The sequence below is a fragment of the Streptomyces sp. NPDC058701 genome, from assembly GCF_042715295.1.
Taxonomy (GTDB): domain Bacteria; phylum Actinomycetota; class Actinomycetes; order Streptomycetales; family Streptomycetaceae; genus Streptomyces.
Genome location: NZ_JBHXSY010000008.1, coordinates 205,861 through 220,894 on the forward strand (window position 1 = coordinate 205,861; position 15,034 = coordinate 220,894).

General features: G+C 72.8%; 10 protein-coding genes and 1 pseudogene. 5 read left to right on the top strand and 6 right to left on the bottom strand.

The window, feature by feature from the left end:
* Nucleotides 1-73 precede the first annotated feature (73 nt).
* Nucleotides 74-628, bottom strand: a complete 555-nt coding sequence (locus ACFWW8_RS11790; RefSeq protein WP_386526904.1) for an EF-hand domain-containing protein — start codon at nt 626-628, stop codon at nt 74-76.
* 327 nt (nt 629-955) lie between these two features.
* Between ACFWW8_RS11790 and ACFWW8_RS11795 the strand changes: the two genes are divergently transcribed.
* Nucleotides 956-1,480 carry a hypothetical protein gene (locus ACFWW8_RS11795; protein ID WP_386526907.1) on the top strand — a complete coding sequence of 175 codons (525 nt, stop codon included), beginning with the start codon at nt 956-958 and terminating at the stop codon, nt 1,478-1,480.
* Nucleotides 1,481-1,564: 84 nt separating this feature from the next.
* Complete coding sequence (locus ACFWW8_RS11800; protein WP_386526910.1) at nt 1,565-2,998, top strand: aminopeptidase; 1,434 nt, start codon at nt 1,565-1,567, stop codon at nt 2,996-2,998.
* Between the two features lie 237 nt (nt 2,999-3,235).
* On the opposite strand, the gene ACFWW8_RS11805 is transcribed toward ACFWW8_RS11800, so the two are convergent.
* On the bottom strand, nt 3,236-5,059 hold the full coding sequence (locus ACFWW8_RS11805; RefSeq protein WP_386526913.1) for a glycoside hydrolase family 3 protein: 1,824 nt from the start codon (nt 5,057-5,059) through the stop codon (nt 3,236-3,238).
* A 10-nt stretch (nt 5,060-5,069) separates the two neighbouring features.
* Nucleotides 5,070-6,026, bottom strand: a complete 957-nt coding sequence (locus ACFWW8_RS11810; protein ID WP_386526916.1) for a LysR family transcriptional regulator — start codon at nt 6,024-6,026, stop codon at nt 5,070-5,072.
* Between the two features lie 100 nt (nt 6,027-6,126).
* Between ACFWW8_RS11810 and ACFWW8_RS11815 the strand changes: the two genes are divergently transcribed.
* The gene (locus ACFWW8_RS11815) at nt 6,127-7,062 is read left to right on the top strand and encodes an EamA family transporter (protein WP_386526919.1); all 936 of its coding nucleotides are present in this window, start codon (nt 6,127-6,129) and stop codon (nt 7,060-7,062) included.
* Here the strand turns inward: ACFWW8_RS11815 and ACFWW8_RS11820 are convergent.
* Both ACFWW8_RS11820 and ACFWW8_RS11825 read right to left on the bottom strand, forming a co-directional pair.
* A pseudogene (locus ACFWW8_RS11820) lies at nt 7,013-7,510 on the bottom strand (GNAT family N-acetyltransferase); the annotation flags it as partial. The gene ACFWW8_RS11815 and the pseudogene ACFWW8_RS11820 sit on opposite strands and share 50 nt — an antisense overlap.
* A 136-nt stretch (nt 7,511-7,646) precedes the next feature.
* Nucleotides 7,647-8,186: a DUF937 domain-containing protein gene (locus tag ACFWW8_RS11825; protein ID WP_386526922.1), complete on the bottom strand. Its 540-nt coding sequence runs from the start codon at nt 8,184-8,186 to the stop codon at nt 7,647-7,649.
* Between the two features lie 292 nt (nt 8,187-8,478).
* Here ACFWW8_RS11825 and ACFWW8_RS11830 point away from each other — a divergent pair, with 292 nt between their 5' ends.
* Together ACFWW8_RS11830 and ACFWW8_RS11835 are read left to right on the top strand one after the other, a co-directional pair.
* Nucleotides 8,479-10,731 (top strand): ATP-dependent RecD-like DNA helicase, encoded by a 2,253-nt coding sequence (locus tag ACFWW8_RS11830; protein ID WP_386526925.1) that lies wholly within the window; start codon nt 8,479-8,481, stop codon nt 10,729-10,731.
* 182 nt (nt 10,732-10,913) lie between these two features.
* Complete coding sequence (locus ACFWW8_RS11835) at nt 10,914-12,203, top strand: citrate synthase (RefSeq protein ID WP_386526928.1); 1,290 nt, start codon at nt 10,914-10,916, stop codon at nt 12,201-12,203.
* Between the two features lie 433 nt (nt 12,204-12,636).
* On the opposite strand, the gene ACFWW8_RS11840 is transcribed toward ACFWW8_RS11835, so the two are convergent.
* Nucleotides 12,637-14,952, bottom strand: coding sequence for a heavy metal translocating P-type ATPase (locus tag ACFWW8_RS11840; RefSeq protein ID WP_386526931.1), 2,316 nt, complete (start codon nt 14,950-14,952; stop codon nt 12,637-12,639).
* Nucleotides 14,953-15,034 lie beyond the last annotated feature (82 nt).

A 15,034-nucleotide genomic window follows, 5' to 3' on the forward strand; every position in this document is an offset into this window, starting at 1 on the left:
GCTCCCGCCGGGGTCCCGGCCGGTCCGGGCTGCGGGGGACGGTGCCCGGAACCCGGGCCGCCGCCGCGCCGGCTCAGAGCTCGCCGAACAGCAGGTTGCCGGGGGCGTCCTCGTCCGTACCGGTGTAGTACTCGCGCACGGCGTCGAGGAGCTCGTCCACGGTCAGGTACCCGTCGTGGTTCTTGTCGATCTTCGCGAAGAGGGCGTCCGCGTCCGCGGGGTCCAGCTTCGTGTCGAAGGCCAGCTGGGCCTTGTGGAACTCCTCCGGGCTGATGTGCCCGTCACCGTTGGTGTCGACGACCGTCAGGATCGCCTGGACCATCGGGCGGAAGGACCTGTCGTACGCCGCGCCGCCGTCCTGGAAGAGGCGCGTCATGCCCTGCTTGTACTCCGCTTGCGTGAGCTTGTGGTCCTTGTCGACGTCCAGCTCCTTGAACAGCTCGACCCAGTAGTCGACGAGCCCGCTCATGACCTTCGCCGCCTTGGGCGAGTCCGCCGGCTCGTCGAGGGCCGTGAGCAGGCGGGAGCCGAGCCCGATGATGTCGTGCTCGTCGATGACCCGGTCGTCGTTGACGTCCAGGTGCGTGAAGGCGCGCTCCAGCTTGCGGTCGAGCAGGTCGTTCGTCATGTCGGTGGCCTTTCGCGGCTACGGTGGGCGGTCGTCCGATCGCCTAGCGTAATCTTCCCGGTGATCGTGAACTCCCCCTCTCCCGCTGGGAAGTTGTGGATGCACTCGTACGGGGGAGGGGCCTCCGGGTCCGACAGACCCGGAGTGCGCGGGTCCGGTGGCCGGGCGGGGCGGGCCGGATCCGGGTGCGTTGGGGCGGTTCGCCACGTTTCGGACCGGCGCGAACCGGCCACCGTGCCGCGGATGCTTGTGCGTTGCAACCTTCCGGGTGGTCGGAACGTCGTACGTGCGTGCGCGCGGTGTGCGTACGACCGTTGGGGGGGCTGGATGGTGCAGGTGTGGAGGGGGCGCGGACGGTGGGCCGTCGTGCTGGGGGTGTTCGCGGCGGCGCTGTCGCTGTGCGCCGGCGGGCTGGTCGCGGCGACGCCCGCAGAGGCCGGGACGGCCCGGGCCGGGGCCGTGCAGGCCTGGCAGGCCCGGAGCGGGGGCGCCGGGGCGGCGCAGGCGGGGCCGGTCGGAGCGGTGGGGTCCGGGGCCCTGCGGGCCGGGAAGGTCCGGGCCGCGAGCGAGGGCTGCGGCGGCCGGCTGGCGCGGACGCTGCCCTTCTCGACGGGTGAGGTGCGGATCTACAAGAGCCGCACCCAGGCCTGCGCGATGGCGGTGGCCCGCGTTCCCGGCGAGCGTCGGCCGATGGAGGTCAGCATCCAGCCGCGGGGCGGGGCGCCGGTCCGCGACGTGGGGCGATTCACCCGATATGCCGGGCCTGTCACTGTCGGCGCGATCAGTCGCTGCGTGTATGTAAGGGGGAGTGTGGGGGCCGGATCCGTCGATTCCGGCTGGATCCTGTGCTGACGGCGCGACCCAACTAGGTCTGGTCAGACGCGTGTTCGCCCCGCTAGGTTCACGGCGACCGAAGTGAACGCAAGGGGAGGGTGCATGCGCAAGACGCTCGGATGGCTGCTGTCACTCGTGGTGCTGATCGGCACCGTGGGTGTTGCGGGCTCCACGGCACAAGCGGCCACCGCCGCGGGGCCGGCCGCCGCCACGGACATCAAGGACCAGATCCTCGGCATCCCGGGGATGAGCCTGATCGAGGAGAAGCCGTACCCGGGTTACCGCTTCTTCGTACTGAACTACGAGCAGCCGGTCGACCACCGGCAGCCGTGGAAGGGCACCTTCAAGCAGCGCCTGACCCTGCTCCACAAGGACGTGTCCCGGCCCACGGTGTTCTTCACCTCCGGCTACAACGTCAACACCAACCCGCGCCGGAGCGAGCCGACGACCATCGTCGACGGCAACCAGGTGTCGCTGGAGTATCGATTCTTCACCCCCTCGCGGCCCGACCCGGCCAACTGGGCCAACCTGGACATCTGGCAGGCCGCCAGTGACCAGCACCGCCTCTTCACCGCCCTGAAGAAGACCTACAAGAAGAACTGGCTGGCCACGGGCGGCAGCAAGGGCGGCATGACGGCCACGTACTACGAGCGCTTCTACCCGCGCGACATGGACGGCATCGTCGCGTACGTCGCGCCCAACGACGTCGTCAACAAGGAGGACTCGGCCTACGACCGGTTCTTCGACAAGGTCGGCACCAAGGAGTGCCGCGACCGGCTGAACGCCGTGCAGCGCGAGGCGCTGGTGCGCCGCGAGCCGCTGGAGGCCAAGTACGCGGCCGCCGCCGCCGAGAACGGCTGGACCTTCACCACCGTCGGCACCCTCGACAAGGCCTACGAGGCCGTCGTGCTCGACTACGTCTGGGCCTTCTGGCAGTACAGCCTGCTCGCCGACTGCTCCTCGGTCCCGGCCGCCGCGACCGCCTCGGACCAGGAGATCTGGGACACCATCGACGCGATCTCCGGCTTCTCGGCCTACGCCGACCAGGGCCTGGAGACGTACACGCCGTACTACTACCAGGCGGGCACCCAGCTCGGCTCGCCCGACATCAAGCAGCCCCACCTCAAGGGCCTGAGCCGCTACGGCTACCAGCCGCCGCGCAACTTCGTGCCCCGCTCGATCCCGATGACCTTCCAGCCGGGGGCCATGGCGGACGTGGACCACTGGGTCCGCACGAACGCGAACCAGATGCTGTTCGTGTACGGGCAGAACGACCCGTGGGGTGCCGAACCGTTCCGCCTCGGCTACGGGGTGCGCGACAGCTACGTGATGACCGCCCCCGGCGCCAACCACGGGGCCAACGTCGCCAAGCTCCTGGACGGCGAGCGGACGCTGGCCACCGCGAAGATCCTCCAGTGGGCCGGGGTGGCTCCGGCCGCCGCGCTCGCCGACACGGGCAAGGCGGCGCCGCTGGCGGCGCCGGACGCGCAGCTCGACCAGCGCGACCTGGAGCGCGAGCCGCAGCTGCGGCCGTAGCCGGCAGGTGAATCCGGGGCGTGTCCGCACACGGTGCGGACACGCCCTCACCCGTGTCCCGGGCCGCCGTTCGCCGGAGCCGCCCGCCCGGTGCCGTGTGCCGCCGAGGCCATCGCCGTATGCCCGCCGCCGTTTGCCCGTCGCCCGTCGCCCGTCGCCCGGCGCCCGGCGCCCGTCGCGTGCCTCGCGTCGCCGTGCGCGGCCCGCCGGGTGCCGATCGCCGCCGGGCGGCCGCCGTCAGGGGTACGCCAGTCCGTGGCCCAGCGGATAGCGGCCCGGAACCGGGACCGGGAGGCGGCCCCCGGGGCGTACCGCACCGGTGATCACCCGGGCCGCCGCGCGCATCTCCACGTCCGTCCAGCAGTACGTCGCCAGCTCCGCCGCGCAGGCTGGCAGCCGGGCCGCGTCGTACGGGTTGCGGACCGCCACCGCCACCACCGGGACCCCGGACGCGACGAGTTCCGCCACCAGCGCGCGCTGGGGGCTGTCCCCCTCGGGGACGTTGTACGTGCACACCAGCACCGCCGCGTGGCCCGGCGCCGCGGCCGCGGCCCGCTCGGGCGCCACCGCGGAGGCCCGGCAGCCCAGCGCGGTCAGCTCCCGGGCCAGGACGGCCGCCGGGGGACCCGTGGTGCCGGTGGGGGACACGGGGTCGGCCCCGGTGACCAGCAGCCGGGGCGCCGCCGCGGCGTCGAGCGGCAACAGCCCGACGGGATTGGCCAGCAGCGTGGTCGTGCCGGCCGCGATCGCGTCGGCCGCCGCCAGGTGCTCCGGGGAGCCGACGACGGAACCGGCCCCCGCCGCGGAGACCCGGGGCGCCCCGAACAGGCCGCGCCGGGCCTTGAGTTCCAGGATGCGCAGCACCGAAGCGTCGATCCGCGGCTCGGTCAGCTCGCCGGCCTCGACGGCCGCCAGCACACTGCGGTGCGCGAGCCTCAGGTCCGGAGGGTTCAGCAGCTGGTCGCAGCCCGCGAGCAGGGCCAGGACGGGCACCCGGTCGTCCCCGTACTTCTGGCGGACCCCGGCCATGTCGAGGGCGTCGGTGACCACGACCCCGCGGAAGCCCAGGCGTTCGCGCAGGATGCCGGTGACGATGGGCCGCGAGAGGGTCGCGGGGTCCCCGGAGGGGTCGAGCGCGGGGAACACGATGTGCGCCGTCATGATCGCGTCCACGCCCGCTTCGACCGCGGCCCGGAAGGGCGGCTCGTCGAGCTCCTCCCAGACGGCCCGGGTGTGCCGCATCACGGGCAGCCCGACGTGGCTGTCGGTCTCGGTGTCCCCGTGACCGGGGAAGTGCTTGGCCGTGGCGGCCACCCCGGCGCCCTGGTAGCCGCGGACCTGGGCGGCGACCAGGGCGGCCACGGCGCGCGGATCGGACCCGAAGGACCGTACGCCGATCACCGGGTTCGCCGGGTTGACGTTGACGTCGGCCACCGGCGCGTAGTCCTGGCGGATGCCCATGGCGGCCAGCTCGGTGCCCGCGATCCGCGCGGCCCGGCGGGCGTCGGCCGGGGAGCCGCCCGCGCCGAGCGCCATCGCCCCCGGCAGCAGGGTCGCGGGCCGGCCGATGCGGGCGACCGCCCCGTGCTCCTGATCAGTGGAGAGCAGCAGCGGGATCCGCGCGCCGCCGGCCAGGGCGGCCCGCTGGAGGCCGCCGGAGAGCTCCGCGATCTGCCGCGGGTCGCGGGTGTTGTGGGCCCACGCGAAGTAGACGATCCCGCCGAGGTGGTAGCGGGACACCAGCTCGGCGGCGGTGCGGACCCCGAACAGCGCCAGGTTCCGCTCGGCGTCCGCCGGGTCGGGGTCGGTCGCCGAGTGGCCGTACGCCCGGGACACGAAGAGCTGCCCGACCTTCTCGGCGAGGCTCATCCCCTCCACCAGCGCGCGCAGCCGGGCCGGCTCCGGCCGGCGGCCCGGCGGCCCGCCCGGGGCGCGGTCATGGGAGCGCGGATCGTCCGGGACGCGCCGGGCCCCCGCGGTGGCGGAGGCGGACCCGGCCACCGTGACGGCGGCCAGGGCGGCCGCGGCGAGCAGGGTCCGGCGGGAGGCGTGGTTCGGCACGCGCCGGACCCTACTGCCGGGCCGGGGCCGGGGGGTGGCGGACACTCGGGAGGTCCCCCGGACGGGCCGCCGTCGCGGCCCAGTGTTCCCGCAGGGTCCGTACGGCCTCGGTGATGGCGGGCCGACGGGCGGCCCCGGTCCGCCACAGGGCGTACAACCGGCGCACGGGCCCGGGCTCCAGCGGTACGGCCACCGCGCCCGGCGGCAGCGGGCCCGTGCCCAGACGGGGGACGACGGCCACGCCGAGCCCGGCCGCGACCAGGGCGACGATGGTGTGGTTCTCCTCGGCGACGTGCGCGATGTCGGGCTCGAAGCCGGCCGTCCGCAGGGTCCGCACCAGCCAGTCGTGGCAGACCCGCCCGGGCGGCTGGCACACCCAGCGCTCCCCGCCCAGGTCGGCGCGCAGGACCACCCCGCGGCGGGTGAAGGGGTGCCCGGCCGGGACCACCAGGTCGCAGAGGTCGTCGCCGATCACCGCCTGCTCGACCCCCTCGGGCGCGGGCAGCGGGGCGATGTCCCAGTCGTGGGCCACCGCGAGGTCCGTGACGCCCCGGACCACCAGGTCGACGGACAGGTGCGGGTCCACCTCCGTGAGGCGTACGTCCAGCGCCGGGTGCCGTGCGGCCAGGTCGGCCAGCACTCCCGGCAGCAGCCCGCGCGCCGCCGAGGCGAACGCGGCCACCGTCAGCAGCCCGCCGGGCTGCCCGCGGCGCTCCTCCAGGGTGGTCTCCGCCCGCTCCACGATCGCCAGCAACTCCTGCGCCGTGTCGGCCAGGTGGCGGGCCTCCTCGGTGAGGGCGACCCCGCGTCCGCGACGCTCCAGCAGCGTGGTGCGGGTCTCCCGCTCCAGCTTGGCGATCTGCTGCGAGACCGCCGAGGGGGTGTAGCCGAGGGCGGCCGCCGCGCCGGCGACCGAGCCGTGGACGGAGACGGCGTGCAGCGCGCGGAGCCGGGCCAGATCGAGCATGCCCCCATCGTGGCACCGCGGCCATTCGGTAGCAATGCTTCATCCAACGCGGAAGGGACTCGCGCTGGTGCTACATCCTCCGGGCGCCGATGCTCGAACCATGCGTCCCGTACACACCGCACTCGCCGTGCTCGTCGCCGCCGTCTGGGGCGTCAACTTCGTCGTGATCGAGATCGGACTCGGCCACTTCCCGCCGCTGCTCCTGTCCGCCCTGCGCTTCCTCGCGGCCGCGTTGCCCGCCGTGTTCTTCGTCGGGCGGCCCAGGGTCGCCTGGAAGTGGATCCTCGGGGTCGGGGCGGCCCTGGGCATCGCCAAGTTCGGCCTGCTCTTCACCGGGATGGCCGCCGGGATGCCGGCCGGGCTGTCCTCGCTGGTGCTCCAGATCCAGGCCGTCTTCACCGCGGTCCTCGCCGCCGTCGTGCTGCGCGAGCGGCCCGGCCGGGTGCGGGTGGCCGGCATGGGGGTCGCGCTCGCCGGGATCGCCGTCGCCGCCGTCGACGGGGGGACCTCGGGGCCGGTGCTCGGCTTCGTCCTGGTCGTCGCGGCCGCCGCCTGCTGGGGCGTCTCCAACGTGCTGACCCGCAGGGCCTCGCCGCCCGACGCCCTGAACTTCATGGTGTGGGTGTGCGCGGTACCGGTGCTGCCGCTGTTCGCGCTCTCGCTGCTGCTGGAGGGGCCGGAGCGGGACCTGGCCGCGCTGCGGTCCCTGGACTGGTCCGGGGCCGCCGTCATCGGGTACGTCGCCTGGGTGTCCACCGTCTTCGGCTTCGGCGCCTGGGGCTACCTGCTGCGCCGCTACCCGGCCTCCTCGGTGGCGCCCTTCTCGCTGCTGGTCCCGGTCTTCGGGATGTCCTCGGCCGCGCTGGTGCTGGGGGAGTCCGTCTCCGGCACGCGCTGGCTGGCGGCGGTGCTCCTGGTCGGCGGGGTGGCGCTGACCTCGCTGACGCTCGCGCGGCGTCCGGACGGTACGGGGGTCGGTCCGGACGTCAGCGCGGGGAGCCCTCCCGCAGTGGCAGTCGCCAGTCCTGTCCCGTGAGGGCGACCCCGTACGAGCGGTGCGGGCGCTCGGCGACCAGGGTGAAGCCCGCGCGCAGGTAGAGGGAGCGCGCGGAGGTCAGCACGTCGTTGGTCCACAGGACGAGCTCCCGGTAGCCGACCGAGCGGGCGAAGGCCACGACGGCGTCGACGAGGAGGGCGCCGATGCCGCGGCCGCGGCCGGCGGGGTCCACCAGGAGCAGCCGCAGCCGCGCGGTGCCGGGCGCGGCGTCCTCGCGGACGCACATCACCGAACCGACCGGGCGGCCGTCCAGTTCGGCGATCCAGACGCGTTCCAGGTACGGGTCGTGGTCCTCGGCGAAGTCCGCGACGATCCGCGCCACCAGGCCCTCGAACTCGGTGTTCCAGCCGTACTCCGCGGCGTACAGCGCGCCGTGCCGCTGCACGATCCAGCCCAGGTCGCCGGGCTCGGGGGACCGCAGCCGTACGGGTGCCTTCTCGGGCGTGTCCATGGCGCCCGAGGATAGCGCGGCGTGCGGTGGCGGGGGATGCCGCGGAGGGCGGTCCCGGGCTGCGGCTCCAGCCGCCCCGGACCGCCCTCCGGCGGGTGTTACGCCGTACGGGTCACTTCTTGCCGCCCCCGAGGATCTGGCCCAGCAGGTCCCCGAGCCCGCCGCCCGCCGCGGGGGCCGCGCCGGGGGCCGGGGCGGCGCCGCCGGCCGCGGGGGTTCCCGCGGTCTTGCCCGAGGCCGCGCGCTTGGCGAAGACCGCCAGCAGCACCGGGATCAGCAGCTCGATGACGCGGCTGATGGTGGGCGCGGGGATGCCGGTCTTCTTCGACACGGCGCCGGCCACGGGCTTGCTGATCTTGGCGAGCACCCCGGCCATCATCCCGCCGGACAGCATGCCGCCCAGGCCGCCGCCCAGGGTGGACACGCCCCGCAGTGGGGGCTCCGCCACCTCGGCGACGGCCTGGCGGACCTCGACGCCGCCGTCGTCGTCGGCCGCGGCCTTCTCCTGCAGGCCGCCGGTCATGGCGCCGACCGTCTCCGCGACGGTGTCGCGGGCGCCGTTGGTGTCCGTGCCGAGGAGACCGGCGATCTCGGTCAGTTTGTCGTCGCCGAGTTCCTGGAGCACGTCGTCCTGGAATGAAGGTTCGCTCATGCGGGAAACGCTACTTCTGCGGCGATTTGACGGCACCTCGGACCCAGCCTCGGTAACGGAATGATAAAGCTCCGCATCCCGGTGCAACCCCGTGCGGGAATCGCGGGTCGTATGGTGCGTCGGGACTTTCGGGAGGGGATCTGGGGGGATCGGGAAGTCCGACACGGGAGGGGTAACCGTGATGGGGGTCCGGCCGCGAGGCCGGACCCCCTTCTGGTGTCCCGGACCCGCTCCGCCCCCGGTTCTCCACAGGCGTGACGCGCTGTCGGCGCCGGACGGTAGCTTTCGGTCCATGGCAGCGGACGGGGCGGCGGCGGTACAACTGGCGGTGGTCGACGGGGTGCTCGAGCGCATCACCTACGCCAACGAGGACACCGGCTACACGGTCGCCCGCGTGGACACGGGCCGCGGCAGCGGCGACCTCCTCACCGTCGTCGGCTCGCTCCTCGGTGCGCAGCCCGGCGAGTCGCTCCGGATGGAGGGCCGCTGGGGCTCCCACCCGCAGTACGGCCGGCAGTTCACGGTGGAGAACTACCGCACCGTGCTCCCCGCCACCATCCAGGGCATCCGGCGCTACCTCGGCTCCGGCCTGATCAAGGGCATCGGACCGAAGATCGCCGACCGGATCGTGGAGCACTTCGGCACCGACACCCTCGACGTGATCGAGGACGAGCCGAAGCGGCTCATCGAGGTGCCGGGGCTCGGCCCCAAGCGGACCAAACTGATCGGGGCCGCCTGGGAGGAGCAGAAGGCGATCAAGGAGGTCATGGTCTTCCTCCAGGGGGTCGGCGTCTCCACCTCCATCGCCGTGCGCATCTACAAGAAGTACGCCGACGCGTCCATCTCGGTGGTGAAGAACCAGCCCTACCGCCTCGCCGCCGACGTCTGGGGCATCGGATTCCTCACCGCCGACCGCATCGCCCAGGCCGTCGGCATCCCGCACGACAGCCCCGAGCGGGTCAAGGCCGGCCTCCAGTACGCCCTGTCGCAGTCCACCGACCAGGGGCACTGCTTCCTGCCGGAGGAACGGCTCATCGCCGACGGGGTCAAGCTGCTCCAGGTGGACACCGGGCTGGTCATCGACTGCCTCGCCGAGCTCGCCGCGGACCCGGAGGGTGTCGTACGGGAGCCCGTGCCCGATCCGCAGGGCGGGCCGGACCCGCTGACCGCCGTGTACCTGGTCCCCTTCCACCGCGCCGAGCTGTCGCTGGTCGGGCAGGTGCGCCGGCTGCTGAACGCGGAGAACGACCGGATGCCCGGCTTCCGGGACGTGGACTGGGACAAGGCCCTGGGCTGGCTCGCCGACCGGACCGGGGCCGCGCTCGCTCCCGAGCAGCGGGACGCGGTGAAGCTGGCCCTCACCCGCCGGGTGGCCGTCCTGACCGGCGGGCCCGGCTGCGGCAAGTCCTTCACCGTGCGCTCGATCGTGGAGCTGGCACGGGCCAAGAAGGCCAAGGTGGTGCTCGCCGCGCCCACCGGGCGGGCCGCCAAGCGGCTCTCGGAACTCACCGGGGCCGAGGCCTCCACCGTGCACCGGCTCCTGGAGCTCAAGCCGGGCGGGGACGCGGCGTACGACCGGGAGCGGCCGCTGGACGCGGACCTGGTCGTGGTCGACGAGGCCTCGATGCTGGACCTGCTGCTGGCCAACAAGCTGGTCAAGGCGGTGGCGCCGGGGGCGCACCTGCTGCTGGTCGGGGACGTCGACCAGCTCCCCTCGGTCGGCGCGGGGGAGGTGCTCCGGGACCTGCTCGCCGAAGGCGGACCGGTGCCCGCCGTACGGCTGACCCGCATCTTCCGTCAGGCCCAGCAGTCCGGGGTGGTCACCAACGCCCACCGGATCAACACCGGCCTGCCGCCGATCACCGAGGGGCTGCCGGACTTCTTCCTCTTCGCCGAGGAGGACACGGAGGCGGCCGGAGCGCTGGCCGTGGACGTGGCGGCCCGCAGGATACCCGCCCGGTTCGGGCTCGACCCGCGCCGGGACGTCCAGGTGCTCGCCCCCATGCACCGCGGACCCGCGGGCGCCGGGAACCTCAACGCCCTGCTCCAGCAGGCCATCACGCCGGCCCGCCCGGACCTGCCGGAGAAGCGGTTCGGCGGCCGGGTCTTCCGGGTGGGTGACAAGGTCACCCAGATCAGGAACAACTACGACAAGGGCGCCAACGGCGTCTTCAACGGCACGCTCGGCGTGGTCACCGCCCTCGACCCGGTCGAACAGCGCCTGACCGTACGGACGGACGAGGACGAGGAGATCGGGTACGAGTTCGCCGAACTCGACGAGCTGGCCCACGCGTACGCCGTCACCATCCACCGCTCCCAGGGGAGTGAATATCCGGCCGTGGTGATCCCGGTCACCACCGGAGCCTGGATGATGCTCCAGCGGAACCTGCTCTATACGGCGGTGACCAGGGCGAAGAAACTGGTCGTCCTCGTCGGGTCACGCAAGGCTCTCGGACAGGCCGTGCGTACGGTTTCCGCAGGCAGGAGGTACACGGCGGTCGCTCCGAGGCTGTCCGGCCGGATACCGGTGGGAAACATCACCTAAATGATCGATCATTTGGGGTTCCCGGCGCCGGTGTGAAGGGGCAGGATGAGCAGCTTGGCGGCACTCAGTGCCGTCGAGAAGACCAAATGCCGACCCCGAGTGCACTCTCCTGCGCCAAATGGGGGAAGGTAGAGGCAGTCAGGGCACCTCGAAGAAGAGGCACTACGTCGGTGAGGGATGACGTGAGCGACAACTCTGTAGTACTCCGGTACGCGGACGGTGAATACACCTACCCGGTGGTCGAGAGCACCGTCGGTGACCAGGGCTTCGACATCTCGAAGCTGCGGGCCCAGACCGGGCTCGTCACGCTGGACAGTGGCTACGGCAACACCGCGGCGTACAAGTCCGCGATTACCTACCTCGACGGCGAGCAGGGGATCCTGCGCTACCGCGGATACCCGATCGAGCAGCTGGCCGAGCGTTCGACCTTCATCGAGGTCGCCTACCTGCTGATCAACGGGGAGCTGCCGACCGTCGACCAGCTCGCGTCGTTCCGCAACGAGATCACCCAGCACACGCTGCTGCACGAGGACGTGAAGCGCTTCTACGACGGCTTCCCGCGCGACGCGCACCCGATGGCGATGCTGTCCTCCGTGGTCAGCGCGCTGTCGACGTTCTACCAGGACAGCCACAACCCGTTCGACGAGAAGCAGCGCCACCTCTCGACGATCCGCCTGCTGGCCAAGCTGCCGACGATCGCGGCCTACGCCTACAAGAAGTCGGTCGGCCACCCGGTGGTCTACCCGCGCAACGACCTCGGCTACGTCGAGAACTTCCTGCGCATGACGTTCTCCGTGCCGGCCCAGGAGTACGACCTGGACCCGGTCGTGGTCTCGGCGCTCGACAAGCTGCTGATCCTGCACGCGGACCACGAGCAGAACTGTTCGACCTCCACCGTGCGTCTGGTCGGCTCCTCGCAGGCGAACATGTTCGCCTCGATCTCCGCCGGCATCTCCGCCCTGTGGGGGCCGCTGCACGGTGGCGCCAACCAGTCCGTCCTCGAGATGCTGGAAGGCATCAAGAACGACGGCGGCGACGTCGACGCCTTCATCCGCAAGGTGAAGAACAAGGAGGACGGCGTCCGCCTCATGGGCTTCGGACACCGCGTCTACAAGAGCTTCGACCCCCGGGCGAAGATCATCAAGGCCGCGGCGCACGACGTCCTCTCGGCGCTCGGCAAGAGCGACGAGCTGCTCGACATCGCGCTCAAGCTGGAAGAGCACGCGCTGGCCGACGACTACTTCGTCTCGCGCAACCTCTACCCGAACGTGGACTTCTACACCGGTCTCATCTACCGGGCCATGGGCTTCCCGACCGAGATGTTCACCGTGCTCTTCGCGATCGGCCGCCTTCCCGGCTGGATCGCCCAGTGGCACGAGATGATCAAGGAGCCGGGTTCCCGCATCGGCCGCCCCCGCCAGATCTACACCGGCGAGGTCCTGCGTGACTTCGTCCCCGTAGAGAGCCGCTGATCACGGCGGTCCGCTGAACCGGGGCCCACGGGCCGGGGCGGCGTCCGGGCGCGGAGCGGCGACGCACGCGCAGGACGCACCCGCACGACGTACACGCACAGGCAGGGAGAAGCGCCCCGCCGTCGATCCCCCCACGGGTCGACGGTCGGGGCGCTTTCCTTTCCCCGGTACGGATTCCCCCCACGGGATCCGACCGGGGCGTCGGTGTCTGCCGGGACCCGTTCGGGTCGGGTGGGCCGCTCAAAGCTTCCCGCGGGCACGCGTCCCGGCCGGCCGGTGCCTCGGACATCCCCCAAGACGTCCGTGAGACGTCCCCCAAGACATCCCTGGCACCGCCCCATTAGACCCACGACGGCCCCGGATGGTTACGTTGCGATCACTGTGATCTGCGTCTCGCGTGAAGGAATCGTGGCGGGGATGCGAAGGTGATCCACTAGCGGAAGGACCGCAACCGCAGGCTGTTGGTCACCACGAAGACCGAGGAGAAGGCCATGGCGGCTCCCGCGATCATCGGGTTGAGCAGCCCGGCGGCGGCCAGCGGCAGGGCCGCCACGTTGTAGCCGAAGGCCCAGAACAGGTTGCCCTTGATCGTGGACAGGGTCCGCCGGGACAGCCGGATCGCGTCCGCCGCCACCCTGAGGTCGCCCCGTACGAGGGTCAGGTCGCCGGCCTCGATGGCCGCGTCGGTGCCCGTGCCCATGGCCAGGCCCAGGTCGGCCTGGGCCAGTGCGGCGGCGTCGTTGACCCCGTCGCCGACCATGGCGACCGTACGGCCCTCGGCCTGGAGCCGCTTGACCACGTCGACCTTGTCCTGCGGGAGCACCTCCGCGATCACCTCGTCGATGCCCACCGCGCGGGCCACCGTCTCGGCCACGGCCTTGTTGTCGCCGGTCAGCAGGACCGGCGTCAAGCCCAGCGCACGCAGGCGGGCGACCGCCTCGGCGCTGGTCTCCTTGACCGCGTCGGCCACGGTCAGCACCCCGCGCGCCGCCCCGTCCCAGGCCACCAGGACGGCGGTGTCGCCCGCGGCCTCGGCGTCGGCCAGGGCCGCCGCGACTGCTGCGGGCAGCTCGATCGAGCGCTCGGCCAGCAGCCGGGCCCGCCCCACCAGGACGGCGTGGCCGTCGACCGACCCCCGGACACCCAGTCCGGCGAGGTTCTCGAAGTCCTCCGGCACCGACAGCCCCCCGGCGAGGTCGGCGGCGCCCGCCGCGACGGCCCGGGCGATCGGGTGCTCGGAGGCGTGCTCCAGCGAACCGGCGAGGCGGAGCAACTGCCCGCGGTCGACGCCCTCGGCGGGGTGGACGCCGGTCAGCGCCATCCGGCCGGTGGTGACCGTACCGGTCTTGTCCAGGACGACGGTGTCCACCCGGCGGGTGGACTCCAGCACCTCGGGGCCCTTGATCAGGATGCCGAGCTGGGCTCCCCGTCCGGTGCCGACCATCAGCGCGGTCGGGGTGGCCAGACCCAGGGCGCACGGGCAGGCGATGATCAGGACGGCGACGGCGGCCGTGAACGCGGCGGTGGGGTTGTCGGTGGCGAGCAGCCAGCCGACCCAGGTGCCGAGCGCGAGGACGAGGACCACGGGGACGAAGACGGCGGAGATCCGGTCGGCGAGGCGCTGGACCTCCGCCTTGCCGTTCTGGGCGTCCTCGACGAGACGCGCGATCCGGGCCAGCTGGGTGTCGGAGCCGACCCGGGTGGCCTCGACGACCAGGCGCCCCGAGGTGTTGACGGTGGCGCCGGTGACGGCGTCCCCCGGCGACACCTCGACCGGCACCGACTCGCCCGTCAGCATGGAGGCGTCCACGGCGGATTCGCCCTCGACGACCGTGCCGTCGGTGGCGATCTTCTCGCCGGGGCGGACGACGAACCGGTCACCGGCTTCCAGCGTGCCCACCGGAACGCGGACCTCGACGCCGTCGCGCAGGACGGCGACGTCCTTGGCGCCCAGCCGCAGCAGGGCCTTGAGGGCCGCGCCCGACTTCCGCTTGGCGCGTGCCTCCAGGTAGCGGCCGAGCAGGATGAACGTGACGACGCCGGCCGCGACCTCCAGGTAGACGGCCGAGGAGCCGTCCGTCCGCGAGATCGTGAAGTCGAAGCCGTGCCGCATGCCGGGCATGCCCGCGTGGCCGAAGAACAGGGCCCACAGGGACCAGGCGAAGGCGGCGAGCGTGCCGACCGAGACCAGGGTGTCCATGGTGGCGGCGCCGTGCCGGGCATTGGTCCAGGCGGCCCGGTGGAAGGGGAGGGCGCCCCAGACGACGACGGGGGCGGCGAGCGTCAGCGAGAGCCACTGCCAGTTGTCGAACTGGAGCACCGGGACCATCGCGAGGAGCACGACGGGGGCGGCGAGGACGGCCGAGACGAGCAGCCGGGTGCGGAGCGCGGCCAGCTCGGGGTCGGCTGCCTCCGAAGCCGCCGCCGGGGCCGGACCCCGGGTCCCGTCGGCTTCGGCTCCCGGGCCGGCCGGGGCGCCCGGCCGGAGGTCCGGCTGCGGCTGCGGCTGCGGAGGCGGGGGTTCCGAGGCGGTGTACCCGGTCTTCACGACGGTCGCGATCAGATCGGCGACCCGCACGTCACCCGCGTACGAGACCTTCGCCTTCTCGGTGGCGTAGTTCACCGTCGCGGTGACCCCGTCCATCCGGTTCAGCTTCTTCTCGATGCGGGCCGCGCAGGAGGCGCAGGTCATTCCGCCGATCGTGAGCTCGACCGCCGCTATGGGTCCGTCGTGCACTGTGCTCGTCATGTTCCGGTGCTCCAGGGGGAGGGCCGGGCGGTACGGAACCAGTATGAGCTGGCCGGTACCGCCCCGGCGGGGTGCTGCGGGT